This is a genomic window from Shewanella vaxholmensis, assembly GCF_031932135.1.
GTDB classification, from domain to species: domain Bacteria; phylum Pseudomonadota; class Gammaproteobacteria; order Enterobacterales; family Shewanellaceae; genus Shewanella; species Shewanella hafniensis.
Genome location: NZ_JAUOEV010000006.1, coordinates 63,506 through 89,013 on the forward strand (window position 1 = coordinate 63,506; position 25,508 = coordinate 89,013).

Annotated in this window: 25 protein-coding genes; 14 read left to right on the forward strand and 11 right to left on the reverse strand. The window is 46.1% G+C overall.

From position 1 onward, the window contains the following. Nucleotide 1 precedes the first annotated feature (1 nt). The 5 genes from Q4Q46_RS07540 (at nucleotide 2) to Q4Q46_RS07560 (ending at nucleotide 6,412) form a co-directional block, all read left to right on the forward strand. On the forward strand, nucleotides 2-1,015 hold the full coding sequence (locus tag Q4Q46_RS07540) for an ArsJ-associated glyceraldehyde-3-phosphate dehydrogenase (RefSeq protein ID WP_311905625.1): 1,014 nt from the start codon (nucleotides 2-4) through the stop codon (nucleotides 1,013-1,015). Nucleotides 1,016-1,025: 10 nt separating this feature from the next. Continuing rightward, nucleotides 1,026-2,294: an organoarsenical effux MFS transporter ArsJ gene (gene arsJ, locus Q4Q46_RS07545; RefSeq protein WP_259523083.1), complete on the forward strand. Its 1,269-nt coding sequence runs from the start codon at nucleotides 1,026-1,028 to the stop codon at nucleotides 2,292-2,294. Between the two features lie 6 nt (nucleotides 2,295-2,300). Further along, nucleotides 2,301-3,185, forward strand: a complete 885-nt coding sequence (locus Q4Q46_RS07550; RefSeq protein WP_259504377.1) for a DUF2927 domain-containing protein — start codon at nucleotides 2,301-2,303, stop codon at nucleotides 3,183-3,185. Nucleotides 3,186-3,302: 117 nt separating this feature from the next. Continuing rightward, nucleotides 3,303-4,745 carry an MBL fold metallo-hydrolase RNA specificity domain-containing protein gene (locus Q4Q46_RS07555; RefSeq protein ID WP_006084249.1) on the forward strand — a complete coding sequence of 481 codons (1,443 nt, stop codon included), beginning with the start codon at nucleotides 3,303-3,305 and terminating at the stop codon, nucleotides 4,743-4,745. A 290-nt stretch (nucleotides 4,746-5,035) separates the two neighbouring features. Next, nucleotides 5,036-6,412 (forward strand): alanine/glycine:cation symporter family protein, encoded by a 1,377-nt coding sequence (locus Q4Q46_RS07560; RefSeq protein WP_006079981.1) that lies wholly within the window; start codon nucleotides 5,036-5,038, stop codon nucleotides 6,410-6,412. 85 nt (nucleotides 6,413-6,497) lie between these two features. Here Q4Q46_RS07560 and Q4Q46_RS07565 read toward each other — a convergent pair whose 3' ends face one another. Beyond that, nucleotides 6,498-7,853, reverse strand: a complete 1,356-nt coding sequence (locus Q4Q46_RS07565; protein WP_063883966.1) for a flavohemoglobin expression-modulating QEGLA motif protein — start codon at nucleotides 7,851-7,853, stop codon at nucleotides 6,498-6,500. A 278-nt stretch (nucleotides 7,854-8,131) separates the two neighbouring features. Between Q4Q46_RS07565 and Q4Q46_RS07570 the strand changes: the two genes are divergently transcribed. Next, a complete protein-coding gene (locus Q4Q46_RS07570; protein WP_311905626.1) occupies nucleotides 8,132-9,094 on the forward strand; it encodes a PDC sensor domain-containing protein in 963 nt (320 codons plus the stop codon). A 182-nt stretch (nucleotides 9,095-9,276) separates the two neighbouring features. Here the strand turns inward: Q4Q46_RS07570 and Q4Q46_RS07575 are convergent, their stop codons facing one another. Further along, entirely contained in the window at nucleotides 9,277-9,453 is a 177-nt protein-coding gene (locus tag Q4Q46_RS07575; RefSeq protein WP_006079984.1) for a PA3496 family putative envelope integrity protein, read from the reverse strand. 324 nt (nucleotides 9,454-9,777) lie between these two features. On the opposite strand from Q4Q46_RS07575, the gene Q4Q46_RS07580 reads away from it, so the two are divergent. From Q4Q46_RS07580 to rimK, 4 genes are all read left to right on the forward strand, one after another. After that, nucleotides 9,778-11,931, forward strand: coding sequence for a CHASE domain-containing sensor histidine kinase (locus Q4Q46_RS07580; protein WP_311890106.1), 2,154 nt, complete (start codon nucleotides 9,778-9,780; stop codon nucleotides 11,929-11,931). Beyond that, nucleotides 11,928-12,362 (forward strand): response regulator, encoded by a 435-nt coding sequence (locus Q4Q46_RS07585; protein ID WP_006079986.1) that lies wholly within the window; start codon nucleotides 11,928-11,930, stop codon nucleotides 12,360-12,362. The genes Q4Q46_RS07580 and Q4Q46_RS07585 overlap by 4 nt, the downstream gene beginning before the upstream one ends. A gap of 9 nt (nucleotides 12,363-12,371) precedes the next feature. Next, the gene (locus tag Q4Q46_RS07590) at nucleotides 12,372-14,105 is read left to right on the forward strand and encodes a putative bifunctional diguanylate cyclase/phosphodiesterase (protein WP_311905627.1); all 1,734 of its coding nucleotides are present in this window, start codon (nucleotides 12,372-12,374) and stop codon (nucleotides 14,103-14,105) included. A gap of 161 nt (nucleotides 14,106-14,266) precedes the next feature. After that, nucleotides 14,267-15,172 (forward strand): 30S ribosomal protein S6--L-glutamate ligase, encoded by a 906-nt coding sequence (rimK, locus tag Q4Q46_RS07595; RefSeq protein WP_006079988.1) that lies wholly within the window; start codon nucleotides 14,267-14,269, stop codon nucleotides 15,170-15,172. Between the two features lie 100 nt (nucleotides 15,173-15,272). Here the strand turns inward: rimK and Q4Q46_RS07600 are convergent, their stop codons facing one another. From Q4Q46_RS07600 to Q4Q46_RS07615, 4 genes are all read right to left on the reverse strand, one after another. Continuing rightward, entirely contained in the window at nucleotides 15,273-15,965 is a 693-nt protein-coding gene (locus Q4Q46_RS07600; protein ID WP_311905628.1) for a TorF family putative porin, read from the reverse strand. Nucleotides 15,966-16,255: 290 nt separating this feature from the next. After that, entirely contained in the window at nucleotides 16,256-16,528 is a 273-nt protein-coding gene (locus Q4Q46_RS07605; RefSeq protein ID WP_006079990.1) for an HU family DNA-binding protein, read from the reverse strand. A 148-nt stretch (nucleotides 16,529-16,676) separates the two neighbouring features. Continuing rightward, nucleotides 16,677-17,474 (reverse strand): response regulator, encoded by a 798-nt coding sequence (locus tag Q4Q46_RS07610; protein ID WP_311905629.1) that lies wholly within the window; start codon nucleotides 17,472-17,474, stop codon nucleotides 16,677-16,679. An 83-nt stretch (nucleotides 17,475-17,557) separates the two neighbouring features. Further along, the gene (locus Q4Q46_RS07615; protein WP_006079992.1) at nucleotides 17,558-17,938 is read right to left on the reverse strand and encodes a hypothetical protein; all 381 of its coding nucleotides are present in this window, start codon (nucleotides 17,936-17,938) and stop codon (nucleotides 17,558-17,560) included. Nucleotides 17,939-18,067: 129 nt separating this feature from the next. Between Q4Q46_RS07615 and Q4Q46_RS07620 the strand changes: the two genes are divergently transcribed. Next, nucleotides 18,068-18,577: a DUF4240 domain-containing protein gene (locus Q4Q46_RS07620; protein ID WP_311905630.1), complete on the forward strand. Its 510-nt coding sequence runs from the start codon at nucleotides 18,068-18,070 to the stop codon at nucleotides 18,575-18,577. 12 nt (nucleotides 18,578-18,589) lie between these two features. On the opposite strand, the gene Q4Q46_RS07625 is transcribed toward Q4Q46_RS07620, so the two are convergent. Together Q4Q46_RS07625 and Q4Q46_RS07630 are read right to left on the reverse strand one after the other, a co-directional pair. Further along, a complete protein-coding gene (locus tag Q4Q46_RS07625; protein ID WP_311905631.1) occupies nucleotides 18,590-18,895 on the reverse strand; it encodes a hypothetical protein in 306 nt (101 codons plus the stop codon). A 135-nt stretch (nucleotides 18,896-19,030) separates the two neighbouring features. Continuing rightward, nucleotides 19,031-19,339, reverse strand: coding sequence for a hypothetical protein (locus tag Q4Q46_RS07630; protein ID WP_012090285.1), 309 nt, complete (start codon nucleotides 19,337-19,339; stop codon nucleotides 19,031-19,033). A 277-nt stretch (nucleotides 19,340-19,616) separates the two neighbouring features. On the opposite strand from Q4Q46_RS07630, the gene Q4Q46_RS07635 reads away from it, so the two are divergent. Then, nucleotides 19,617-20,141, forward strand: a complete 525-nt coding sequence (locus Q4Q46_RS07635; protein ID WP_006084240.1) for a DUF3016 domain-containing protein — start codon at nucleotides 19,617-19,619, stop codon at nucleotides 20,139-20,141. A gap of 66 nt (nucleotides 20,142-20,207) precedes the next feature. On the opposite strand, the gene Q4Q46_RS07640 is transcribed toward Q4Q46_RS07635, so the two are convergent. Continuing rightward, entirely contained in the window at nucleotides 20,208-21,965 is a 1,758-nt protein-coding gene (locus Q4Q46_RS07640; RefSeq protein WP_311905632.1) for a GGDEF domain-containing protein, read from the reverse strand. A 160-nt stretch (nucleotides 21,966-22,125) separates the two neighbouring features. Beyond that, on the reverse strand, nucleotides 22,126-22,434 hold the full coding sequence (locus Q4Q46_RS07645) for a prephenate dehydrogenase (RefSeq protein WP_311905633.1): 309 nt from the start codon (nucleotides 22,432-22,434) through the stop codon (nucleotides 22,126-22,128). A 48-nt stretch (nucleotides 22,435-22,482) separates the two neighbouring features. Here Q4Q46_RS07645 and Q4Q46_RS07650 point away from each other — a divergent pair, with 48 nt between their 5' ends. Continuing rightward, a complete protein-coding gene (locus Q4Q46_RS07650; protein WP_311890111.1) occupies nucleotides 22,483-23,385 on the forward strand; it encodes a TraB/GumN family protein in 903 nt (300 codons plus the stop codon). A 34-nt stretch (nucleotides 23,386-23,419) separates the two neighbouring features. Here Q4Q46_RS07650 and Q4Q46_RS07655 read toward each other — a convergent pair whose 3' ends face one another. After that, a complete protein-coding gene (locus tag Q4Q46_RS07655) occupies nucleotides 23,420-24,193 on the reverse strand; it encodes a methyltransferase domain-containing protein (RefSeq protein WP_311890112.1) in 774 nt (257 codons plus the stop codon). A gap of 415 nt (nucleotides 24,194-24,608) precedes the next feature. Between Q4Q46_RS07655 and Q4Q46_RS07660 the strand changes: the two genes are divergently transcribed. Next, on the forward strand, nucleotides 24,609-25,439 hold the full coding sequence (locus tag Q4Q46_RS07660) for a MaoC/PaaZ C-terminal domain-containing protein (protein WP_106651707.1): 831 nt from the start codon (nucleotides 24,609-24,611) through the stop codon (nucleotides 25,437-25,439). Nucleotides 25,440-25,508 lie beyond the last annotated feature (69 nt).

Below are 25,508 nucleotides of genomic sequence, written 5' to 3' on the forward strand. Positions count from 1 at the left end.
CATGGCAATCAAAATCGGCATTAATGGCTTTGGGCGTATGGGGCGTTTAGCACTGCGCGCGGCATGGGACTGGGATGAGGTGGAGTTTGTGCAGGTCAACGATCCCGCAGGTGATGCCCATACATTGGCACATTTACTCGAGTTTGATTCTGTCCATGGTCACTGGCGTTATCCCGTGACGGCGAATGCCGATGAGATCCAGATCCAAGATAAAATCATTCGCACCACGCGCAATAAAGTCATCGCCGATACCGATTGGTCCGGTTGCGATGTGGTGATTGAAGCCTCCGGCGTGATGAAAACCAAAGCGTTATTGCAAGCTTATTTAGATCAAGGTGTTAAGCGGGTGGTTGTCACCGCTCCCGTGAAAGAAGAAGGCGTGCTAAACGTAGTGATCGGGGTTAATCATCAGTTATACGATCCTGCCATTTATCCTATTGTGACCGCCGCATCTTGCACCACTAACTGCCTTGCGCCTGTGGTGAAAGTGATCCACGAGCAGATCGGCATCAAGCACGGATCTATGACCACGATCCACGATATTACTAATACCCAAACTATTCTCGATGCGCCGCATAAGGATTTACGCCGCGCCCGCGCCTGTGGTTTGAGTTTAATCCCTACCACCACGGGCAGCGCGACTGCGATTACCCATATTTTTCCTGAGCTTAAGGGCAAACTTAATGGCCACGCCGTGCGGGTGCCACTGGCTAATGCTTCGCTGACCGATTGTGTGTTCGAGCTTGAACGCGCCGTTACCGAAGCAGAAGTGAATGCGCTACTTAAAACCGCCGCCGAAGGTGAGCTTAAGGGCATTTTAGGTTATGAAGAGCGGCCGCTGGTGTCGGTGGATTACAAGACAGATCCGCGCTCAAGCATCATAGATGCGCTCTCGACCATGGTGATTAATGGCACTCAACTTAAACTCTATGTGTGGTACGACAATGAATGGGGCTACGCCAATCGCACCGCTGAGCTTGCCCGTTTAGTCGGCCAGCTTGATTTGCCGCGCTAGGAGAGCTCAATTGTTTGCCGCCAAGCCATTTGAACAACTGATGCAATTGCCCGCTGCCGTGCGGCAATATTTGTTGATCACCTTCAATTATTGGAGTTTTACCTTAACCGACGGCGCACTACGGATGTTAGTGGTGCTGCATTTTCACGATCTTGGCTACAGTCCGCTGGCGATCGCTATGCTGTTTTTGTTCTACGAGATTTTTGGCGTAGTGACCAATCTGATTGGCGGCTGGCTAGGGGCGCGTCTAGGGTTAAATCGCACCATGAACTTAGGCCTTGGCATGCAAGTGTTTGCCTTAGCCATGTTGTTAGTGCCGGAGGCGAGTTTACCTTTGTGGCTTGCAGGCGTGCCTTGGGTGATGGCGGCGCAAGCTTTATCTGGGATCGCCAAAGATCTCAATAAGATGAGTGCCAAAAGCGCGATAAAACTGCTGGTGCCAAAAGGCGAGCAGGGCAAACTTTACCAGTGGGTTGCCTTATTAACGGGTTCTAAAAATGCCCTCAAGGGCGCGGGATTTTTCCTCGGCGGCGCTCTGCTTGCTTTGCTCGGGTTTGAGCTGGCAATCGCCGCTATGGCGATCATGCTTGGACTCGTATGGTTACTCAGTTTAGTGATGCTGAAAAAGGATTTAGGTAAAGCCAAGAATAAGCCTAAATTTACGGAGATTTTCTCTAAGAGTCGCAGCGTGAATATTCTCTCTGCGGCGCGATTATTCCTGTTTGCCGCCAGAGATGTGTGGTTTGTGGTGGCGCTGCCCGTGTATCTGGCTAGCCAATTAGGCTGGGATCATTGGGCTGTGGGCGGCTTTTTAGCTTTGTGGGTTATCGGTTACGGCATAGTGCAAACCTTAGCACCTAAGATCACGGGCAATCGCCAAGCCCAAAGTCAGTTAACTGATACAGCCCCCGATGGTCGCAGCGCGTTAATTTGGGCCAGTATGTTGGCCTTTGTGCCAGCGCTGATTGCCTGCTCGATACAGTTTAGTTTTTATCCCGAGGCCAGTTTGTTGTTGGGTCTCATGTTATTTGGTGCCCTGTTTGCGGTGAACTCATCGCTGCACAGTTACTTGATTGTGAGTTACGCCAGTGAAGATGCGGTGTCGCTGGATGTGGGTTTCTATTACATGGCCAATGCTATGGGGCGTTTAGTCGGCACTGTGCTGTCTGGCTTAGTGTATCAAGCCTATGGTTTAGCTGCCTGTTTGTGGATTTCGACCGCTTTTATCGGCATCACTGCTATGATTTCGATTAAGTTACCTCGGCAAGTTGCGGAATAAGTGCCAATGCAAAAGCGCTTCAAGGCATCAACATACTACTTCAACAGGTTAATGTTACCTGTGCGTCTGCGGTGTTTAGGATGCAGTGGGTGTTTTATCCTAGGTTTATTCTTTGCTACTACTTGTCCTCTTTACGCCGCTCAAACGCAGCCCGCGTTAATTCCAGCATTAACACCCGTAGCGGATTGGAAAAACTTAACTTACATCACCCAAGCCTTCAGCGAAATTGCCCTTAAAAATGAGTATGACGTGGCGAAACACCGGGTGCGTAAGTGGCGCATTCCGGTACGAGTGTTTGTCGAACATCAAGTGGGCGACAGGGCGCTGCACACCCAATTAGTACGGATGCACTTAGCGCACTTAGCCGAGATTACGGATCATGATATTCAGCTGGTGGATACGCTCTTGGATGCGAATCTGCACTTAGTGTTTACCCGTCAATCCCAATGGGAGAGTGAAGTTACCCGCTTAATGGGGCCAAGTTCGGCGAAAAATGTCCACGGCTCAGTGTGTATGGCCAAGTTTGCCCTTAATGCTAAGAGTGAAATTGAACGCGCATGGGTGATCATTCCCGTCGATCAGGCGCAAATGCACGGTAAGTTAGTGGCTTGCGTAGTTGAGGAAATCACCCAAGTACTTGGGCTACCCAATGATTCTGAAAAAGTATTCCCCTCCATCTTTAACGATAAAACCCCGCAGGATTTACTTACAGGGCTCGATTTCATTCTGCTAAAACTGCTCTATAACCCGAGTATTCGCGCTGGTATGACGGCCGCTGAGGTCAAAGCGCCGTTGCAGTTCTTGCTCGAACAATGGCAGCGTGATGGCACACTTACCCATGCCGATAAAACCGTGCGTCAAGGCCAGTTATACCCTTTATTAGGTTATTGATGCTTGAGTGTTACTGCGAAAGTTGACATTGCTCGCATGCGACCAATTAATCCTTTTTCTTTGAGTAATAAGGGCATAGTCTAGCTTTATACAAGGTAAAAACGTTGGAGGGACACCATGCGAATGACACTGCAGTTTTTAGGAGCGACAGAGGAAGTGACCGGCTCATGCCATTTACTCTCGGTCGATCATGAACACTTATTACTCGATTGTGGTTTGATCCAAGGTGGTAAAGCGGATGAACTGCGTAATCATGATCCCTTCGCCTTCGACCCTGAGTCTATTTCCGCTGTTGTGCTCAGCCATGCCCATATCGACCATTCAGGGCGTTTACCACTCTTAGTCAAAGCGGGTTTTGATGGGCCAATCTACACCCATAAAGCCACGGCAGAACTGTGTGCCATCATGCTCAAAGATGCGGCCATGCTGCAGACTCGCGACACCGAAAGGGTCAATAAAAAGCGCGCTAAACATGATCTTGAACCCCTAGAACCGCTCTTCACCGTCGAAGATGCCGAACAGGCCATCACCCAATTTGTGCCGCTGGAATACGGCCAAGTAACTCGGGTCATTCCCCATGTGGATATTTGCCTCTCAGATGCGGGGCATATTTTAGGTTCTGCTTTGGTTGAATTGTGGTTAGGCGAGGGTAAGTCCCAGAAAAAAGTCGTCTTCAGTGGCGATCTTGGCCGTGCGGGTATGCCGATTTTACGCAATCCGACATTAGTGGATACGGCGGATTTAGTGTTAATGGAAAGCACCTACGGCAACCGTTTCCACCGCAGTTGGACTGAAACCTTAGCCGAGTTGAAAGACATTTTTGCGAAGACAGTCAACGAGAGCCAAGGCAATATCTTGCTGCCAGCTTTCTCGGTTGGACGGGCGCAGGAATTATTATATCTATTTCATTTATATGCTAAAGAATGGGATCTCGGCCGCTGGAAAATCTGCCTAGACAGCCCCATGGCGATTGAGGCGACTCGCGTCTACGTCAATAATTATCCGCTGATGGATGAGGACTTTAAACGTTTTACCCGACAACATCCTGGGCAGCATCCGCTGTTGTCGAATGTCGAATTTATCCAGACGACCGAAGAGTCGATGGCGCTGAACGAAGTGCATAAAGGATTGATCATTATTGCGGGGAGCGGCATGTGTAACGGTGGGCGTATTCGTAGCCACTTAGAACACAATTTATGGCGTCCTGAATGCGATGTGATCATCTGTGGTTATCAAGCACTCGGCACACCGGGACGCGCCTTGGTGGACGGTGTTGAGGAGCTGACTATCCACGGAAACAGCATTAAAGTCGCGGCAAAATTACACACAGTTGGCGGGCTTTCTGCCCATGCGGATCAGGCTGAGTTATTGCGTTGGTATCGCCACTTTGAAGGCCAACCGCCGCTGATTTTAGTCCACGGAGAACCCGATGCGCAGCATGGATTGGTCGATGTGGTTAACCAAGATCCTAAAACTAAACCTCAAGCCACCGCGATTGCGACCCATGGCGACAGGTTAGATTTAACCGCGCTGCCACAGTTAGTGTGGAAACCCGCTTAAGTTAATTATCCTACTTAGCGGCGTACTGCTCGAGAGGCTCCCTGCATCATCAATGCGGGGAGTTTTTATTTATGTTGCAAATCAATATCTCACCGCTCGGCAACGACTCTGCGTGCCAATCCATTTCAGATAAATTCGCACATGATTTAGATTTCCAATTGTTAACTATTCGTTGTAATCTGAGGTGCAACTGTTAGATTGGCTCCTTGATATGTCGTGTTCGTTAGGCCAAGTCCTAATCCGACGGCGTCAGTCAAACTATAACAATAACAAGCAATCACGAGGTTTGAATGGAAGCGATTACGGAGTTTGTTGGCCTGATTAATGGCTTTGTCTGGGGCACACCTATGTTGGTGATGATCTTAGGCGTTGGTTTGTTTCTTTCCCTCGGGCTGAGATTAATGCCCATTCTGAAGTTAGGCACAGGCTTTAAGTTACTCTGGTCTGGCCGTATTCCCGATAAAGATAAAAATGTGAAAGGGGATGTGAGTCCGTTTAATGCGTTGATGACTTCCCTTTCAGCCACCATTGGTACGGGTAATATTGCAGGTGTGGCGACGGCAATTTTTGTCGGTGGCCCAGGCGCGTTATTCTGGATGTGGTGCACCGCATTAGTGGGCATGGCGACTAAGTATTCTGAGGCCGTGCTGGCGGTTAAATTCCGTGAAGTGGACGATCAGGGAAACCATGTCGGTGGCCCTATGTATTACATTAAAAATGGTCTCGGTAAAAAGTGGGCTTGGTTGGGCACACTGTTTGCGATTTTTGGATCACTTGCTGGCTTTGGTATTGGCAACACAGTACAAGCCAACTCAGTGGCAGCAGCATTAAGCAGTAACTTCGGCGTTCCGGCTTGGGTGTCTGGCGTGGTGATGATGTTGCTCGTGGGCGCGGTATTGATGGGTGGCATTAAGCGTATCGCTGAAGTTGCCGGTAAGTTAGTGCCGTTTATGACGATTTTCTATATCACTGCTGGCCTTGGTGTGTTGGTAGTGCATATTCAAGACGTACCAGCGGCGTTCGCCCTAATTATTCACAGCGCTTTTAATCCAGTGGCAGCCCAAGGTGGTTTTGCAGGTGCAGCTGTGTGGGCGGCGATTCGTTTTGGTGTGGCGCGCGGCGTATTCTCCAACGAAGCGGGTTTAGGTAGTGCGCCGATTGCCCATGCTGCGGCACAAACCAATAATCCCGTGGCGCAGGGGCTGGTGGCTATGCTCGGCACCTTTATCGATACTATCGTGGTCTGTTCGATTACAGGGCTGGCGATTGTGGTTTCTGGCTCTTGGACCTCGGGTGAAAATGGCGCCGCGCTGACGTCATACGCTTTCTCCCATGCCTTGCCTCTGGGTAATTATATCGTGGCTATCGCCTTGTCTATTTTTGCCTTCACCACCATTATTGGCTGGAGTTTCTACAGCGAAAAATGTGTGCAATATCTCTTTGGTATCAAAGCGGTAAAACCTTTTAGGTTGCTATGGACCATAGCCGTGCCACTAGGCGCGGTGAGTTCATTGGATTTTATCTGGTTATTAGCTGATACCTTAAACGCCATGATGGCCATTCCTAACTTAATCGCCTTGGCACTGTTAAGCCCTGTGGTCTTTGGGTTAACGCGGGAATACTTCATTAAAAAGCGTGCCGATGAAGCAGCAAAGGCCCAATCTTAATCTGATGAATAAAGTTGAGTCACGTTAGAATAAAAAAGCTCACCTAGTTGTGAGCTTTTTTATTTAAATCAATAACATTTACGTATTAATCCGAGTTGTTGTCGAACTCAGTATCGTCGAGTAACTCAAAGGTTGGTTCGACGTTTGGTAAGTCTTTAAACAGGCGAGTGAAGTGACGTTGTACGCCTTTCAAATCGATTCCAGCTAAGCCTGAGGCAAAACCAAACCAAGCATAAAGACCACTAAAGTTATCGAACATGGGCGGTAAATATTTCGGTGTCGTCAGTATGCCTTCTTGGCAAGCTTGGTATAACACTGGGATATCTTCGATCGCCAATTTACCGAGGAACAACATAGGGATAAGTTCGGGAAGGCCTGAGGTGATGGCGCTGCGGATAAAGTTAATGTTTTCCACATAGCCGCGCACATAGGAAATATCCTTAGTGAAGAAGCTGCCGCCTTCTACCATACCCCCACGGAAAACCCTTTGGGTGACGCGATAACTGTCGGTCGCGCTCAGGTTTAATCCTCTGAAATAATTAAATACTTCAATAAAGTCGGCGCCATTTTCCGCCATGTCGACAGCGGCGACACGGTCGCTAATACGCCGAGCTCGTCCCGGATTTGAACTTAGGGTCAGCATTTCCAGTAAAACAGCTAAACCCTCTTGAGTCGCGGCTACCCGCGGCGAACCGACACTGAGCCAAGTGGCGTGGGGTTGGGCTCGACCATTTAGCGTTGTGCCGACATGCACCCAACCTTCGTGAACCTCGTATACATTGAGATCCGACTCGCTGAACATGGCTTTGCTATTGAGCTTAACGGTATCGCCACCCACAGCGGCATCGGAGACGATACCGTCACTGAGGCGCACGCGCATGTCATCGCTATGGAAGTATTTCTCTAAACGTTGACTGAGCACGTGAACCGCTTCGGGTGCGCTAATAATCTTAGGGTGATGTTTATTCATGTGTCTCGCTGCCGGCAGCGAGAAGATATAACTGAGTTTATCGCCTAACTGACGCAGCGTATGACGATCGCCGTGCAATCTGTGACTCGCGCTGCCGTATAATTCTTGGCTAAGTTTACCAAAGGTCGGCGTGCCTCTGTTTTCGAGCATATCGACCACAAGGCGATATTGATCGACGTTAGCCACCAATATCTTGCCGAGTTTATCCCGTTTACCTAAACGTCTATGGATATCCTGTTTGAGGGAGGCGAGTTCTGCGTGGGTTTTGACGGGGTCAAAAGGTAAGGCTATGTTTTGATAGAACTCTTGCTTGATAGCCGGAAGTACAGTGCCCTTATTCGAGAGAAAGCGCTCCTCCATTTCCCGCGGCCATTTGATGGCATCTAAGATTTTTATTGGCGTTTGGATGCGAATTAATTCATCGGAAAAACGGCGTAGATCTTGTTGATATTGGGCTAACGACTCAGACATTCCCGTATATCCTGCAGGTAATTTCAGCGAGAGAGATGTGGCTAATCATAGCCTTAAACCTCATTTATTCATATTGATTCGCTGGCTAGCCGAGGAAATATACCGATTACATAAATTAACTGTTATCGGTTTTGTGAATCATTTTGGTGCACCTGCGACTATTTTAGCGCTGTGTTTATGAGCCATAAATTAGTAACTATTTGTTTAATAATATTTTATTGATATGGCATTAAAGCTGCTTTGTTCTGGGCTTAGAAATCGGTTGATTGGAGCGAAACATGGCAGCGATGAGTTATTTGAGTGTGATCGAGCGGTATCACGAATACGAAGCCACAGTACATGAACTGATGGAATCGATTTTAACTGGGATTGCCGACGCCGAGTTATTTAAACAACCTAAGGTCGATGTCAAAGCGATGAAAGGAATCGCGAAGAGCTATCCCTTTGTTGAGCTGATGTATTTACTGGATGGCCAAGGCTTGCAGATCAGCCAAAATATCGCCGTGGTAGACCATCAGATCGAGTTAATTCCGTTAGGTGGCAATCGCGATCGCAGCCAAAGACCCTATTTCATTAATCGTGATGAGTCCGATGGCGTGAACATTACGCGTCCCTATTTATCCAATGCCAGTGGTAATCTATGCCTTTCTGCCTCCTTAGCGATTTATCAACAGGATCAAAGACTGGGTTATTTAGTGGTGGATGTGGACTTGACCCGTTTGATTGAATTTATGATGGGCGACAGTGCACGGCGGCGTGTAACGCCAGCATTTAAAGCGGTTTATGGCGTGATAGTGGCTGGGTTGTTTGTGCTGGTCACTGTATTGCTCTGGACCGCATTGCGGGATATTTACGGACTCTTTACGGTCGAGCGAATTGGCCAAGATCCGCTGCAACCTTTTGGGATCATTATTTTTATGACGTTAGCATTAGCGATTTTCGATCTCGGGAAAACCATTCTCGAAGAAGAAGTCCTAATGCATAAGGATATCTTTCGCCACAGCTCAACGCGGCGAACCATTACGCGGTTTGTTTCTACCATCCTTATTGCCATTTCCATTGAGGCCTTATTGACTATGTTCAAGGCGTCACTCGGTGAGAAACAATATATTGAACCCGCGATCTGGATGATGTTAGCCGTTGTCGGTTTACTCGTAGGATTAGGTGCTTACGTTTATTTAGGTGCTAAGGCCGAATGGTTGCTGATTAAAACTCAAGCCTATAAAAGCGGTAAAAAGTGACAAGGATGATGTAGCTTTGAAGGTGGTGATTAAGAGGGCTAAACAAAGTCACACCCAGCACTGAGGGCTGGGTGAGATATTAGGTCTGAGTGGACACGAACTGTGTGAGTTCTAGATAAACACTCTGCGATTTAACGCAGCATCACCCTAATTTTGCCCACTAGATAGTGAGATCAAATAGGCTAGAAAAAATCGTCATCTCCTAATGCCCGCTTTAACTCCGCCCGTTCGAGGTAGTCTTCTAAACGCTTTTTGACTTCACGTCTATGTTGCATTGCCTCGGCAGCTTTGCTGTTTCTCGGTGTGGTCATTGCCTCAAGTTCAGTATCGTTGGGCACGACTTCAGTAATATGAGCCATAACGAATTCCTCTTGTTGTTCCTAACGACTTTCTAACTAAAAAGAGTATGGTAGAAAAGCAAATAATTTTGTGAGTCAGGGTGAAAAATTCTTCCCGTGTGCCGGATGATTCAGCTTGCCGCTGTTTGGCTTAAGCCTGAGGCTACAATTGGATATTTGATTAATTCAGTTCTTGCTTATTTTGTGATTGAGAGCACAACAGTGTCATCGATATATTCGGGTTAATTCCGAGTTAAATAGTAGGATAAACTTGAATTTAGACATATTTACAACAACACTTGTAACTGTGTTTATTGCTGATAGTTTGCTAGGGAATTGGCTCAAATGGACAAGGATGAGTTTTCTAAACTGCATAGCCCATCAAATAATATCTATTTTAGCGTGCTGAGCTCTAGCTGGCTGATGATTATCGCTGCTTTACTTTTCATGGGCATTTCCTGGTATGTGCTGGAGCAATATCTTAGAGATAGGGGTGAAGAGCGTTTCGAAAACAGTGTGCAAGAGTTAACCGAAGCGGTGAATCGCAGAATGCTTGCCTATGAGCAAGTCTTACGCGGTGGTGTTGGCTTGTTATTATCTTCAAATGATGTGACCCGAAAGGAGTGGCAAACCTATGTTGTCAATGCGCATTTATCTGAGTATTACCCAGGTTTTCAAGGCCTTGGCTATGCTCAGTTACTTAAGCCTGACACATTAGATAACCATGTCCAACACGTTCAGGCCGAAGGCTTTAAAGATTATAAAGTATACCCAGAAGGCGTACGTGATCAGTATTGCGTGATCTTGTATTTAGAGCCTTTTGATTGGCGCAATCAAAGAGCCTTTGGTTATGACATGTGTTCCGAGGCTAATCGGCGCAAAGCCATAGATCACGCCATTAGCACTGGCCAGCCAACTATCTCAGGCAAGGTGGCCTTAGTTCAAGATACGCCCGAAGATGCTCAAGCGGGTTTCTTGATGTATTTACCCATTTATCAAGGAACGGTGGCAACGGAGGTTGAACGGAAACAACAGGCGATTGGACTCGTATATGCGGCGTTTAGGATGGACGACCTCATGCAAGGGATTATGGGAGATCGATTCTCAGGTTTGAAACTTGCTATTTATGAAAACCCGCAGGCAAATGCAGACAGTTTAATGTTCACTAGCAGTAAAGTACTGCCAAATCAAAAAGATGTGTTTTATCAGTCACAGACCGACTTGATTGGCGGTAGGCAGTGGCGCTTGGACATTTCATCACAATCGCGTTTTATCTCAAGATCGGAAGAGACCCAAGGTATCTGGCTGCAATTTATCGGTTGTGCATTCATTTTGGCATTGTTTTACTCGGTGCTAATCATGGCGCGTAATCGATATAAAGAGTCATTACTTACCTCTGAGCTAATCGCGAATGAAAAACGCTTTAGACTCGTCATTGAAGCCTCTCCAAGCGCACTGTTTATGGTGGATAAGGCTGGAATTATTACATTGGTAAACACCCATGCCGAACGTTTATTTGGTTATGCCAGAGATGAGTTACTCGGCCGCTCTATCAATATGTTATTGCCAGACGCGCTGAGGGATGTGCACCAGCAGCACATGAATAATTACTTAGTGCAGCCGATTGCGAAAAATATGTCGATGCGGGATGACTTATTTGGCTGTTGTAAAGATGGCAGTCGACTCGCGATAGAAGTGGGGCTGACGCCTATTCATTTCAGTAATGGCATTTTCATTCTTGCGACAATTAACAATGTGTCTGAACGTAAGCGCATTGAAGTTCAGCGTGCAGAACACATGCAAGAGCTTGAGCGCATCAATCAAGAACTCGACCGTTTTGCCTATATCGCTTCCCATGATTTGAAATCCCCGCTACGGGGTATCGAGCAGTTAACCTCTTGGCTAACAGAGGATTTATCCGATAACACCAATGAAAATGTGCAGAAATATCTCGGGCTGATCCAAAGCCGTATTCACCGCATGGTGTTATTGCTCGATGGGCTATTGATGTTCTCCCGTATTGGCCGTGTCGATACTGAAACCACTGAGGTCAACAGTCGGCAACTGGTTGAAGATATGTTTGCGCTCGTTGCGCCACCTCAGGGGTTCGAATTAGTCCTCAAAGGGGAGTTTCCGAACTTCCATACCGTTCGCGCCTTGTTGGAATTAGTGATACGAAATTTAATCAGTAATGCCATTAAGCACCATGACTTAGTTACAGGTGTCATTACCGTTTTATGTGAGAGTACAAGTAAACATTATCTATTCAGTGTGTTGGATGATGGGCCAGGTATTTCGAGTGCCTATCAGAATAAAGTCTTCGAAATGTTTCAAACACTTAAACCTAGAGATGAAGTCGAAGGCAGTGGTTTAGGTTTATCACTTGTGAAGAAAACAGTTGAAAGTTTAGGCGGTAATATTCAACTCAAATCGCAGGGTAGAGGCTGTTGTTTTTACTTTACTTGGCCTAAGCACATAGTGAAAAAGGAGCTTTTATGAGAGCAGCAGATCAATATCAACAGGTCACTATTTTATTAGTTGATGACGATGATGTGGATTACATGGCCGTGCAGCGGGCGATGAGACAGCTTAGGTTACTCAATCCTTTAGTGCGCGCACGGGATGGCATTGAGGCACTCGCAATTCTCACCAGCTTAGACACAATTAAAGGCCCGTATCTAATTTTACTCGACCTTAATATGCCAAGAATGAATGGCTTTGAGTTTCTTGAGCGGATACGTTCAGATCCTTCACTTTCATCATCTGTCGTTTTTATGCTCACGACGTCGAGTACCGATGAAGATAGAATGAAAGCCTATAGCCATCATGTGGCTGGCTACATGGTTAAAACTGACATAAAAGACGGTTTTAACAATATTTTTAACATGCTTGAAGGTTACTGGCGAATAGTCGAGCTCCCATCCGCATAAGGTGAGTATATGGATTTACTACTGATCGATGATGATGAAGTCGATAGAACGGCAATTATCCGAGCACTTAGACAGTCGAAATTGACGTTTAATGTGATCGAAGCAAATTGTGCATTTGATGGGTTAAATCTTGCTTTAGAACGCCATTTCGACGGCATTCTATTGGATTATTTATTGCCCGATGCCAATGGGTTAGAAGTGTTAATTAAGCTCAATGCCATGACGCAAGATCAGACTGTGGTCGTGATGCTGAGTCGCTATGAAGATGAGAAATTGGCCCAGCGCTGTATTGAATTAGGTGCGCAGGATTTTCTGCTCAAGGATGAGGTTAATTCGCGGATACTAACCCGTGCGATTCGCTACGCAAAACAAAGATCTTCAATGGCATTGGCGTTACGTAATAGCCATCAAAAACTCAAAGAGCTGGCCGAGCACGACTCGCTCACTAAGTTGGTTAATCGTTATGGCTTTGAACTGTGTCTGAATCGAGCGATTGCAAGGGCGAAACGCTGTCACGATTATTTGGCTGTTATCTTACTGGATCTCGATGATTTTAAGGCGATCAATGACACGTTAGGCCACCAAACGGGTGATGTGCTGTTAGTTCAAGTGGCGGCCAGATTAAGTGAAGTGCTGCGTGATGGCGATATTATTGCCCGTTTAGGCGGGGACGAATTTGTCGTACTGGTGACGGATAACGATTATAAATATTTCCCCATGATAGTGGCCAATCGACTGCTAAAAGTCTTTGAGGACGTGTTTTGTCTCGGTGATAACGACGTGCTTATTGGTGCCAGTATCGGTGTGGCTTTTTATAATGAAGCGGCTTCGAATAGTTCTGAATTGATGAAATGCGCCGATATCGCCATGTACCGTGCTAAAAAGATGGGCCGAAACCAGATCCAGTTTTATTCCGAAGCCTTAGATAAAGAAGTACGCTACCGTAATCATATCGAGTCAAGTTTACGTATGGCCTTAAAAAGAAATGAATTTAAGGTCCATTATCAAGCACAGGTTAATGCGAAAACCCATCAGCTGGTGGGGATGGAAGCCCTTATCCGATGGCAGCACCCAGTGGATGGTATTATCGCACCAGATCAATTTTTGCCCATAGCCGAAGAAATTGGATTAATGGATGACATTGATGATTGGGTGCTTGAACAAGCCTGTACCCAGGCACAGGTTTGGTTAGCCCAATTACAGCCCCTAGGCCAAGAATTCACTATCGCAGTAAACCTTTCAGCCTCTCAAATTGGAAATGAGAACCTGTTTGATAAAATCGTGCATACACTGACGAAGACAGGCCTGCCTGCTGGAGCATTAGAGCTTGAAATTACAGAAAATTGCCTTATTGAAGATCCCCATGAACATGCCAAAGTGCTCGATAGAATCGCCGGATTAGGGGTGCGTTTTGCCCTCGATGACTTCGGGACGGGTTTTTCGTCATTAGAACACATCAAACTGTTTCCGATCAGCGTGCTGAAAATCGATAAAAGCTTTGTCGCTTCCTACGATAAGGATGAAAAAGACACCCGATTGCTCGCTGCTTTACTCAACTTTGCCTATGGGTTTAATGTTATTTCTGTGGCGGAGGGTGTTGAAACGTTTGAGCAAGCAGAGTTTTGTACTGCTCGCCATTGCACTGTTTTACAAGGGTATTTATTCTCGCGCCCCTTAGATGCCGCGGCGTTTGAGGCCAAGTATATTCTGCCACTACTAACCCAAACTCAGCTCCCAGTGTGAGAGGTCTCGAACTATTTCAATAGCATAGTGATTTCGTCTGGTGAGGAATATTTTCTTGCTTTACACTGAGCAATAGACAAATATCAGCCCCTTTTTCTGTCGCTGTGCTTTTAGTGCTGCAGAACGGTTTATTCACTCATGCTTAAGTTGGTCACTCAGCAATGAAAATAGGTATTTTATCCCAATTCCCCCAGTTGTATTCGACGCAACGTTTAGTGGAGGCTTGTCAAAGCCGCGGACATGAAGCGGTCGTGATCAATACGCTGAACTGCTACATGAATATTAATTCCATTAAACCTAGCATTCATTATGAAGGCACTGAATTAGTTGGTTTTGATGCCATCATCCCGCGTATTCATGCCAGCGTGACTTTTTATGGTTGTGCCGTTGTACGTCAGTTCGAAATGATGGGCGTGTATGCCGCGAATGATTCGATCTCCATTGCGCGTTCTCGGGACAAATTACGGGCGCTGCAATTACTCTCCCGCAAAGGGATTGGTATGCCTGTGACAGGCTTTGCCAATAAGCCAAATGATATCCCCGACCTCATCAATATGGTGGGCGGCGCTCCGTTAGTCATTAAGTTACTCGAAGGTACTCAAGGGATTGGCGTGGTATTAGCCGAGACGAAAACGGCTGCTGAGAGCGTGATAGAAGCATTCTTGGGGCTGAAAGCGAATATCTTAGTGCAGGAATACATTAAAGAATCCAATGGCAGTGATATTCGTTGTTTTGTTGTCGGTGACAAGGTCATCGCCTCTATGAAGCGACAAGGACCCGAGGGTGATTTTCGCTCCAATCTGCATTTGGGTGGCTGTGGTGAGGTGGTTAAAATCACTGCAGTGGAACGTAAGATGGCGATTGCGGCGGTGAAAGCGATGGGATTGGTGGTTGCTGGGGTGGATATTTTACGTTCTAACCGTGGCCCTCTGATCCTTGAGGTGAATTCGGCTCCCGGCATTGAGGGCATTGAGCAAACCACAGGGATTTCAGTGACTGAGCCCATTGTTGAATATATCGAGAAAATGGTCGCAGCCCGTAAAACCAACAGGCCCATCATTGCCTAATGGATGATTGCGCTAAAACAACGCCACCATTTAAAGTGGCGTTTTTTATGCTTATGGCTTAGAGGTTAGCACTTAGACGTAAGACCCTAAATGTTAGACCTTAGAGATCAAAGCTGTAGGAATAGCCGAGTACCAGTTTGGCATCATCATCGGTGAGATCGGTATCAGAAATCATAAACGACACTGTGCCCATGCTGGTATCTGCGCTGAGTGTGACGTTATAGTCGGCATAGTTATCTTCGCCAAACCAAGATTGCACAACATCACCGCTTGAGTAGCCATAGTGTACTGATAAGCTGAGCTTTTCAGTGAGAGGCACAGAGACAGTCGCGGCAAGATAGCTAAGATCTTTATTATCTAACGGATCGGCGGCGACATCGTCATCTGCATTGATGACATGGGAGTAACCCAGTTCAAGCCACTTCCAAGTCACTGCAGCATGGAGTTCACCAAAATCAATGCTGCCAGGAGCGTCTGGATAGGCGTAGTAGAGGTAGCCAAAGTCGTAGCTGATGTCTTCGGTAATACTGCCGCCATAACCCGCGTAGAGATCCAGTTCGTAGCTCGTATCGTCACCAAAATCTACATTCGATGCCCAAGTGCCTGCATAGAAGCCAGAATCATGGCTATAGTCAATCCCACCTTGGATTGCGACCGCATCTTTAGTTTGAGTCGCGCCGCGCCATAGGTAATTAGAGGTACCACCAATGTTGCCTGATACGGCTGCAAAGGCATTGCCAGCCAGTAACATTCCCGTCGATAAGGCCAAAACGCTGTACAGTGATTTCTTCATGCTCATCCCCTCGATTGACTTATTTATCGATTCACCAGTGGCACACTTAAGTAAGTAGTGGTCATTAGTGCATCTTGGTTTTTTTCTAAGAAGGGATTTGCTAATCACATGCCACTATTACAATTCTATGTAAAACAAGATATTAGAACATCAAGTGTTAATAAAATGTTTTTATTTGCCAGTTTATGGGGCAGAGGCGCACTCTTGTTGTGCAAAAAATATTCAGCGTTTCACTGGGATAGGGCAAAAAAAACGCCTCACAATGGAGGCGTTTTTTTGAATTTTCTAGCTTAGTTTACGCTGTCGCGTAGGGTCTTACCCGCTTTAAACTTAGGTACAGTCGCTTCAGCGATTTGAATTTCTTTACCTGTTTGTGGGTTACGGCCGGTGCGAGCTGCACGAGTCGCAGTTTCAAACGAACCGAAGCCTACGATGGAGATTTTGTCACCATTTTTCATTGATTCGGTAATGGCTGCTTCAAAAGACTTCAATGCGCGTGCGGCTTCTACTTTCGTTAGATCGGCATTTTCTGCAATTTTGGCGATAAGTTCAGTTTTGTTCATTTTTATTGTCTCTTCTTTCCGTAGATTTATTTGAAATAAGCGTGCCTAACATGCCATAAGGTTTAGCGCTTGGAAAGTCTTTTGCGTCTAAGGTGCCGCAGGATGTTCGGTAAAGCGCAGAATATTTGCTCAGTTCGTGACTTAAGTTTTATTCTTCTAAAAGTTGATAGAGTAATTTTTTTACCAATTTGGGTTCAAAGGGCTTGTCGCATAAGGCATTCACACCCGCTTGGGATACATTGCTGAGATGGGTATCGTTGGCTTCGGAAGACACCATCAAGATGGGAATATGTGATTGTTGGCTTTCATTACGGATATATTGAGTCAGCGCAAGGCCATCTACGCTTGGCATATTGTAGTCAGTGATCACTAAGTCAAACATATTGTTTTTCATCAACTCTATGGCCTGTGCGCCATCTTCGGCCTCGGTAATCAGTTTCATCCCTAGGTTACCGATAGTGCGTTTAATAACGTTTCTTGCCATGCGGCTATCATCGACCACTAATACGCGCACATCCTGCACATCGAAATTACTGAGGTCGAGTTCATCGTGGCTGAGCAGATCGATAGTGGCATTTAAGGCTGTGGCTAAATGCTCGGCACTGAAGGGCTTAGGCAGGATAGCGACCACACCCGATTGGCGGAATATCTCAAGTTGCTCACGGCGACACTCGCTCGAGACCAGCATAAATTGAATATCTTTGCAGTCAGCGCTAGCCCTTAAGTAGCCTAAGAGTTCGATGGCGGTGCCATCATCAAAATGCATCGCGCTGGCGATAAGATCGGGTTTGTGGCGAGCAATAATATCTTTAGCCGCTTCAATATTTTCTGCGGTTTGAATGCTGAGAATACCTTCCTGTTGTAAGCGTTGAATAATAATTCGACGCTGGATATCTGAAGGTTCTACCAAAAGAATGGAAAGTTCACTGGGCGATAAATGGCTCATAGTCTACTTCAAGTTAAGAGTCGCAAGTATTTTATTGGGTCGCTAAACTACGCTATTAGTAACAGCTTAGCAACAAATGTCCATTACTGCGTTTGACGGGTCAAATAATGACTCGTGACCTTAGAAAATGCGATCCAATATTGCAGGAGTAAAATGACAATAATGCTTATCGTCAGCGGCAACATAGGAATATTGTGACCAGAAACAATCACTTTTACATCTTCAGGGGTAATACGATAGGCAATAATCGCTGTGATACCTAGGGCAGAAAATCCTAAGGTTTGCATGCCGATATAAATCTTCAATACTAAGCTCGACCACGGCGTGCGCATCATTATGCCAACGAGCACGGGGAGTACGCCCAGGGTAAATACATCAAAGGATTGCGTTGTCACAGCCCGTAAAAGTGCGGCAATGCTGAAGAGGCAATATAAAGAGATCAGTAGCATAAGACGTTTAGGCATAGATGTATGTGTAGACAGGTAGCGAAGAAGATGAGCAAGTGTAGGAAATGCCCTAATCCGAGTCCAGCATAACCTTAATATCGTGTAGAATATGCCTTTTTTGCTAAAGGCTCTATATAGGTGAAGTTTATGACAGAAGTTGAGTTTTGGGGTTTAGTCACGCGAACGGAAGCGGCGCAATCGCAGGAGTCTTTGACTCAAGCACTGAAGCAGAAACTCGCCGAACTGAGTAATGAAGAGTTAAAAGCCTTCGATAAAATATTTGGTCAGCAGATGCGCCGTAGCTATTTGTGGTCGGTTTGGGGCGCGGCTTACATTATTACGGGCTGTGATTCTGAATATGCCTTTGCCGAATTCAGGTGTTTTTTGATTTCACTCGGCAAAGAAATCTACGATGGTGTGGTTAATCAGCCTGACACTTTAGCGCGTTTAGCCGCTTGGCCAGAGCGAGACGCCTATGCTTATCCCTTTGTGGATGAATACGATCTTATTGCAGGGCAATTATACGAAGAAAGAACCGGTGATGAGTTGCCCTTTATGCCATCGGGCAAGGCGACGCCCGCGGGGAAAAAATTTAGCACTAAGCCCAAGGATTTAAAGCTGCAATACCCTGAGCTCAGCGCCCGTTTTCCATTTTAATCTTGCAATCGCTTATGAGCGTAAACAGGCATTGGTTGTCACATCGAAGGTCATGCCGTATTTAGGGCAGATATCATTCATAAACTCATGTTCCTGTGCGGTTAATTGCTGAGAAAAATCTTGCTTAAGCTGCTCAGCCATTTGGGTTTCAGCCGCATGTTGCGTCTGAGCCAATTTGCTAAAATGAGTGTTAACCGCCTGTTGTTGGCTGATGGTCAATGGTGCCGCATGGCTTGAAAGACTTATGCAAGTTCCGATCGTTAGCAGGGCTAGTAAAGCAAATTTACGTGAGTAAAAATTTGATGTTTTTAGGTTCATAGGTAAGCTCCAAGTTAAAAATTACGTTTAACACGTCAGTTCTAAATCGTGCATCCTTAGACGGTAAAGAAAACGAGTTGTGCTTTGAGGGGCTTAGCTTATTGTATAAATATTGAACCTATGCTGAACGGTTAGTTAGCGCTCATTTTTCATTTCTTTGCATTGAAACCCTTGCTTGCGAGTATCGAACTGGCACATAGAACCACATTCCCAAGGTACATCGTCGTAGAAGGCTGATTGTTCGCGTGCAAAATCGCGGCAGGTCTCATAGCTGTCAAAGTTATCGGTTTTTTTATACTTCCCCGAGTCATAGCCATGGTTATAGATAAAGGCTGACCATGTTTTAGGGCCGGTATTTTTATCACTCGGGGAGATAAACCAAATCGCACTAACTACGCAGGTAAACAGGATAAGAATGAACACAGGTACAACGGGGAATTTCATTTTTATTAAGTGAGCCATGTAAACAATAGCGGAAGGATAACGTTTTTTTTGTGGTTATGCGCGTAAAATGTTCACAAATTGATAACTATGCACTTACTTAGTGCAGTCTCGATACAAAAAGATACGTGTCAATTGTGGTTGTTCTATAAAATTTACTCATTTATACAAAAGCTTACACTGCGTTAGCTGTACTTATATCAGTTTTGCGTTAAGCTCTAGTTCAGGTTAGATTTTGTACTGTGGTTTCCAGAAAGTTATCTAGGCCTTGGAGGCAAATATGAAAATTAAGTCCCTTTTACTCGCAGGTGTATTAAGTTGCAGTGCGGCTTGGGCAGCCGACGAAGCGCCTGTGAATCCCGTCACCGAAGATGGCGTGGTTAAAATTGTTTGGCAAAGTCCTAAGGATTTTCGCGATATCAAATCATCCGGGGAAATCCAATCCCGCTATGAGAAGCGCTTATTTGAGACGTTAACAGAAAATATTAACAAAGAAGCCGCGAAGATTTTAAAGCCGAATCAAAAGCTTGAAATGACCATTACCGATGTTGATCTGGCGGGTGATATGCGCCCAACCTTTGGTGCGACCGCTAATGATTTGCGGATTATTAAAGACATTTATCCACCGCGTATAACTTTTTCCTATCAAGTGTTAGAAAACGACAAAGTGATTATTGCGGGTGATGAAAAACTGTCGGATATGGGCTTTATGGATGGAATTAAATCTTTAACCGATAAACCTTTTATCTACGAAACCAAAATGTTGACTGATTGGTTAAAGAAGACGATTGCCCCACAACTTTAATCGTCAATCCTTCAATTGTTAAATCGGTCACTTAAGACTTAAGACTTAAGACTTAAGACTTAAGACTCAAGCACTGAGCGCTTGAGTTTCGATAGTAAGGTGATTTTCTAACAGGTAAAATCCGTTATTTGCGGATTTTGCCTGTTTTTTTGCCCGGGCACTTAAGGTCGACAGGCTATGTTCATTGGCGTTAAAGGTCAGTGCTGGTGGCAAGATACCCACGCACAGGCTGATCAATTGATGGTAGCAGGCTTCGCCTTGTCTATCGTCGGCGAGCATCTCTTGGGCTTGCCAATGCTCGGCGCTGTAAAACAAATGCTTATGGGTTTCAAAGTCCGCTAGAATTCGTTGGCAACGGCTGATCATATGTTCACAGGTGCTGATAATCACAAAGTCATCGCCGCCGACATGGCCGACAAAACAATTGTCGCTTTTATACTTCAGTAACAGATTCGCCACTTCACAAATCACTTCATCGCCGCGACAAAAGCCATAAATATCGTTATAGGGCTTAAAGTTACACAAATCAAAATAGGCCAGATAAAAGTGTTTCTTTTGGATCTTAAGGCGTTTTAATTCCTCTTGAATGGGCACATTGCCCGGCAAGTCTGTCAGAGGATTCGCGTGGCGGGCCATCTTAATTCTGTGCTCTGTGATCCTTTGCAGTAAATCTTTGGTGTGGCCTATGCCGAGTAGTTTGCCACGGCGAAGGATAATGAACTGCTGAGCAACTGTATTGGCCGTCTCTGAGGTCAGCAATTGGCTCACTGTAGATAAGGGTTCGTTGGCTTCAATTTGGATAACCTGCGGGTCCATCACTTCACTTACGGCATGATTTTCATGCAAGGCACGACCATAGGGCGTACTGAAAAGCTCGAGTAAGGTTGCGCGGCTGATAATCCCCAGCGGTAACTGATTATCGACCACAACCACCGCCTGCAGTGCGGGTTGCGAGCTAAAGGTGTCACTTAAAAATTTGAGTTTGAGTGTGGATGCAACTGTGATGGCATTTGTGCACAGGCTTTCGGCGGATTCGCTGTATCTAGGTTGAATTTGGGTATTGTTTGGCACTAAGGTCGCTTTCATCGCGCGGCAGGGGAGCACTTCTGGACGCCCTAGCAAATAGCCTTGGCAATAGACGATACCCAGTTGTTTGAGTACGGCTAATTCCTCTTGCGTTTCAATCCCTTCTGCTATCACTTTGCAGGTTAAGCTTTGGCATAACTCCACAATCGAGCGGACAAACTCCTGTTTGACAGGGGTCGAATCAATTTCATGGATAAAGTGGCGGTCAATTTTGACATAGTCGGGCGACAATTCTGACCAGAGCCTTAAACCGGAATAACCTGCGCCTAAGTCATCGATGGCCGTTAAAAAACCTTGGCTGCGATAATGATTCAAGCAAGATTTAAGTAAGTCGATATCATCGGCGGGATATTGCTCCGACAGCTCAATCACCACCTGCGATGGCGCTATGCCGAGTTGTTGCAACAGCTGTAAGGTCATGCCCTTGGGGTGCGCAGGGTCTAACAACGCCTTGGGCGAGATATTGATAAACAGCTTGCCTTGGAACTGACGCAGCTTAAATTGTTCGAGTGAAATGCGCCGACAAAGGGTTTCTAACTCGCTTAACTTGCCTTCATGCTCGGCGGTCTGAAATAGCGGCACTGGAGAGTATAACGGGCTGTGTTCAGGGCCGCGGCTCAAGGCTTCAAAACCGTGGATCTTATGTTCTAATATATTGAAAATTGGCTGAAATAAGGGACTGATTGCCGCTTTAGAAATTATTTTATCGAGCTCTTTAGCCAAATCTAAACTTGTCATTACGTCAGCCCCTTCGTCTATGTGAGCGGAGTCTATGACTTAGAAATGACAAAATGATGACAATTTTGAGGGCGCTTAGCGTTAGCTATGCGGGGGGGTTGAATGGATAGCAGATGAAAAGAGCTGAAGACTACTGGCGAGTTTCAGCTCTTAATCAAGCTTAGCTTTGCATCTTAAAGGCCTGCAATGTTTGCAGTAACGCACCGAGCTGGCGCACATAGGTTTCGAGTTCTTTAGCATCGAGCGCCTCATATTCTTCCATACGAGTTAAGTCATCGACCAACTCTTGTACATAGGGCAGAAAACGATTACTCGAAGCGATAAAACCTTGTTCTGCCGTAAATATGCTGGTGAAGTTTCCATGGCCAGCTTTCTTTAGCTCATCTAACTTAGCGTCGGCGTCTATGGCTTGGCGATAGGCGATTTGAAGATTCTCTTTCAGTTGCTCTATAACCTTGGTATGTGGCATAACAGCGTCTCATTGCAAAATTTGCAGGAATTATAAGGGGCAAAGGATATGGCAACAAGCCAATGGCGATTAATTGCAGCAATCTGTTTTCTGGCGTTGACGGGTTGGAGCACCAAAGCGGTGAGTGCCGAAACCGATAAGCCGCCATTTTATCAAGTGCAATGGCAAGGAAAGAGCGCGTATCTACTGGGCTCGATTCATATTGGACGTGCCGATTTTTATCCATTACCCACCCAAATTGAAACCTCGCTGGGCAAAGCGAAGGGCTTAGTCGTGGAAGTCGATATGAATAAAGCCGATAGCAATGCCTTGCTGCGCCAATACGGCCGCGCCGATAAAACCAAAGGTTTAGATTGGCAGAGCCGAGATAAACAAACGGTTGAGAGCATGACGCCCTATTGCGCTGCCACGGCCAATGTTTGCCAGTCGATTCAATCCTTCGCGCCTTGGCTGCAAGCCACGCAACTTAACTTAATACGTTATAACAACTTAGGTTACAGCACGGATTATGGCGTTGATATGCAGTTGATTGCCCGCCATGCGGCTTTACCTGTGTATCAGTTAGAAACCGCCGAGTCGCAATTTCAGTTATTAGCGTCCTTTGATAGCCAAGCGCAGTGGTCTATGGTGCGTGAGGCGATTAGTACGTCGGATGCAGACCTTTTGTCGTTAATTGCGGCTTGGCGTTCGGGTAATGAAGCTGAGCTTGATAACATAATGCAGGAGCAAATGGGCGGCGAGGACGACACTGAAATGCTAGAGAAAATTCTCTGGCGGCGAAACCATGTGATGGCCGACGGCATTATAAAATTAATGGGCTCGACTGACGTGGCTTCACCATTATTTGTGGTGGTTGGTGCGGGTCATGTGGTGGGCGATAAGAGTGTGGTGCAATTGCTAGAACGAGCAGGCGCCAAAGTGAGCGCCTGCTGGAAACAGACCTGCGAGTAATCGTTTAGGATACTGGGTTTATAACCAAGCGCATTTAAACTGCTGGACTCTGCCCTAAAAAGTGTACATATCGACCTAACGAAATATAGGGCTCGCGTTGCGAATACTCGAGCTCCATTTGCAGCAGTTTTTGATAATCGAAATCCACTGGCTGACTTTTTTTCAAATAGTCGTGGATCACCCGCACGCCAGACTGACAGATGAGTGACATCTGCCACTCGCTAAACCAATCTTTAACCTCTTGAATATAAAGTGGGTGCGTGGGTGTTAGCCGCACTTTCTTCTTTACTTTTAAATCTGCGGCGACGTAATCGAAATTGCCCGACACTAAGGCATGAAAGCGCATGGCTTCTTTGTTGTAAAACATCAAAGAGAATAATCCCGCGGGTTTAAGCATAGTGAGTAGGCCCGCCATCGTGGGCTTAGCATCCGTTAACCATTCGACGACTGCATGGCACAATATAATATCGAAATAGCCATGTTGCTCGACCGACAGAGCTTGGATAGGCGCATGGATAAGCTGGATAGCTAATGGTTCAGGCGATGCATCTATCTGCTCTTGCGCTTGCGCCAACATCTCCGCCGAGATATCGCACAGCACCACTTCGTGGCCGAGGCGGGCTAATTTCTGGCTAAAGTAACCAAAACCACCGCCCGCATCTAATACCCTGAGTTTTCTATCCCCCAGTTTTGCTAGCGCAGGTGCGAGGTCGCGCCACAGTACAGCTGCACGAATGTCGCCTTTAGGCGTACCATAAATATTTTTCGCAAATTTTTGCGCGAGCTTATCAAAATTCTTATCTTGCACGTGATAACTAGGTTAAAGAGAGTGGAACGATAGTGTGGCACAGACGTAAATTTTTCGCACTCAGGAGATGTTATCGCCGAGCCGAGATGGGTAAATTTGTATCATAATATTTTAATTTATTGATTTTATTAGTAGTAATTATTCCTACTAAACTTAGGGATACACAGAACTCTGTCCTCTGGGTTATAATCACGCCGTTTTCGACAAACCTGACTCTATAGCTATCCATTCGGTGAGTCAGCATCAGCCCTTATTAAGACGCAGCGTTGCCTGTTTTACACTCGTTATCAACTTGATTGAGCAGACGTTACTCGTCTGTGCGGGGTAATTTATGGCAATGCATTTATGTGCCAAGGGATAGTTAATTAAAAGGTACTCAGACTTGAATAATGCATATTGTGTTGAATTGAACGCGATGCCGTCGCTGTTTTCTCTTTATCGCAAGATCTTCTTTGGCCGTAAGCCGGGTTGGGATCAGCAACCGCTGCCCTATATAAAGGTGACTGCGCCACATGTGACTGTGTCTGAAACTAAAGTAAGCCAATATGCGCAGGTGTGTGGTTTTCAATTTGACGGTAAAGTGCTGCCGCCAACCTATTTGTATGTGATGGCATTTCGCCTGCATGCGGTGATTTTTACCCACGATGGCATCACTTTCCCGCTGCTTGGGATGATCCACCTAAAGAACCGCATTCAAGTATATCGCCCTGTAACGGTTGACGAGACTTTCTCCCTCGAGTGCGCCTTGACGACGAGCCGTGAGACTGATTCTGGCTTAGAGTTTGAATTTGTGTCTAAGGCGTTTGTAGGTGAAGAACTCGTTTGGGAATCGCTTTCCACCTATTTATATCGTATCGATGTCGCTGGACGTCGGGTTCGTCCACCTAAAGCCATTGATATGGCGTGGGAAACGCCACAAAGCTGGAGTTTGAGTGAAGATTTAGGTCGTCGTTATGCTAAGGCATCTGGTGACTATAACTTGATCCACTTGCATCCTGTGCTCTCAAAGCGTTTTGGTTTTGATCGCGTGCTCGCCCATGGTATGTGGTCTAAGGCCCGTTGTTTGGCTGAGTTGATGCCAAGCATTGGCGATCGTCCATTTACTGTGGATGTGACCTTTAAACTGCCACTCTTGATGCCTGCCGATGTTGGATTTGGCTATGAGCAGAATGCTAATAATATGGTATTTGAGTTACGTGACAGCAAAGGTCGTCGCCCGCATTTAAGTGGCGATGTGCAGTTTTAAGTCGCATTCAATAATACATACAACAACGGCGCCTTCTGGCGCCGTTGTTGTTTATGGTTGTTGCGTTTG

Bases quoted from the DNA above. Each gene is read 5' to 3' on its own strand.
- Q4Q46_RS07540 (WP_311905625.1), top strand. From the start codon at position 2: ATGGCAATCAAAATCGGCATTAATGGCTTTGGGCGTATGGGGCGTTTA.
- Q4Q46_RS07550 (WP_259504377.1), top strand. From the start codon at position 2,301: ATGCAAAAGCGCTTCAAGGCATCAACATACTACTTCAACAGGTTAATG.
- Q4Q46_RS07555 (WP_006084249.1), top strand. From the start codon at position 3,303: ATGCGAATGACACTGCAGTTTTTAGGAGCGACAGAGGAAGTGACCGGC.
- Q4Q46_RS07560 (WP_006079981.1), top strand. From the start codon at position 5,036: ATGGAAGCGATTACGGAGTTTGTTGGCCTGATTAATGGCTTTGTCTGG.
- Q4Q46_RS07565 (WP_063883966.1), bottom strand. From the start codon at position 7,853: ATGTCTGAGTCGTTAGCCCAATATCAACAAGATCTACGCCGTTTTTCC.
- Q4Q46_RS07570 (WP_311905626.1), top strand. From the start codon at position 8,132: ATGGCAGCGATGAGTTATTTGAGTGTGATCGAGCGGTATCACGAATAC.
- Q4Q46_RS07575 (WP_006079984.1), bottom strand. From the start codon at position 9,453: ATGGCTCATATTACTGAAGTCGTGCCCAACGATACTGAACTTGAGGCA.
- Q4Q46_RS07580 (WP_311890106.1), top strand. From the start codon at position 9,778: ATGGACAAGGATGAGTTTTCTAAACTGCATAGCCCATCAAATAATATC.
- Q4Q46_RS07585 (WP_006079986.1), top strand. From the start codon at position 11,928: ATGAGAGCAGCAGATCAATATCAACAGGTCACTATTTTATTAGTTGAT.
- Q4Q46_RS07590 (WP_311905627.1), top strand. From the start codon at position 12,372: ATGGATTTACTACTGATCGATGATGATGAAGTCGATAGAACGGCAATT.
- rimK (WP_006079988.1), top strand. From the start codon at position 14,267: ATGAAAATAGGTATTTTATCCCAATTCCCCCAGTTGTATTCGACGCAA.
- Q4Q46_RS07600 (WP_311905628.1), bottom strand. From the start codon at position 15,965: ATGAAGAAATCACTGTACAGCGTTTTGGCCTTATCGACGGGAATGTTA.
- Q4Q46_RS07605 (WP_006079990.1), bottom strand. From the start codon at position 16,528: ATGAACAAAACTGAACTTATCGCCAAAATTGCAGAAAATGCCGATCTA.
- Q4Q46_RS07610 (WP_311905629.1), bottom strand. From the start codon at position 17,474: ATGAGCCATTTATCGCCCAGTGAACTTTCCATTCTTTTGGTAGAACCT.
- Q4Q46_RS07615 (WP_006079992.1), bottom strand. From the start codon at position 17,938: ATGCCTAAACGTCTTATGCTACTGATCTCTTTATATTGCCTCTTCAGC.
- Q4Q46_RS07620 (WP_311905630.1), top strand. From the start codon at position 18,068: ATGACAGAAGTTGAGTTTTGGGGTTTAGTCACGCGAACGGAAGCGGCG.
- Q4Q46_RS07625 (WP_311905631.1), bottom strand. From the start codon at position 18,895: ATGAACCTAAAAACATCAAATTTTTACTCACGTAAATTTGCTTTACTA.
- Q4Q46_RS07630 (WP_012090285.1), bottom strand. From the start codon at position 19,339: ATGAAATTCCCCGTTGTACCTGTGTTCATTCTTATCCTGTTTACCTGC.
- Q4Q46_RS07635 (WP_006084240.1), top strand. From the start codon at position 19,617: ATGAAAATTAAGTCCCTTTTACTCGCAGGTGTATTAAGTTGCAGTGCG.
- Q4Q46_RS07640 (WP_311905632.1), bottom strand. From the start codon at position 21,965: ATGACAAGTTTAGATTTGGCTAAAGAGCTCGATAAAATAATTTCTAAA.
- Q4Q46_RS07645 (WP_311905633.1), bottom strand. From the start codon at position 22,434: ATGCCACATACCAAGGTTATAGAGCAACTGAAAGAGAATCTTCAAATC.
- Q4Q46_RS07650 (WP_311890111.1), top strand. From the start codon at position 22,483: ATGGCAACAAGCCAATGGCGATTAATTGCAGCAATCTGTTTTCTGGCG.
- Q4Q46_RS07660 (WP_106651707.1), top strand. From the start codon at position 24,609: ATGCCGTCGCTGTTTTCTCTTTATCGCAAGATCTTCTTTGGCCGTAAG.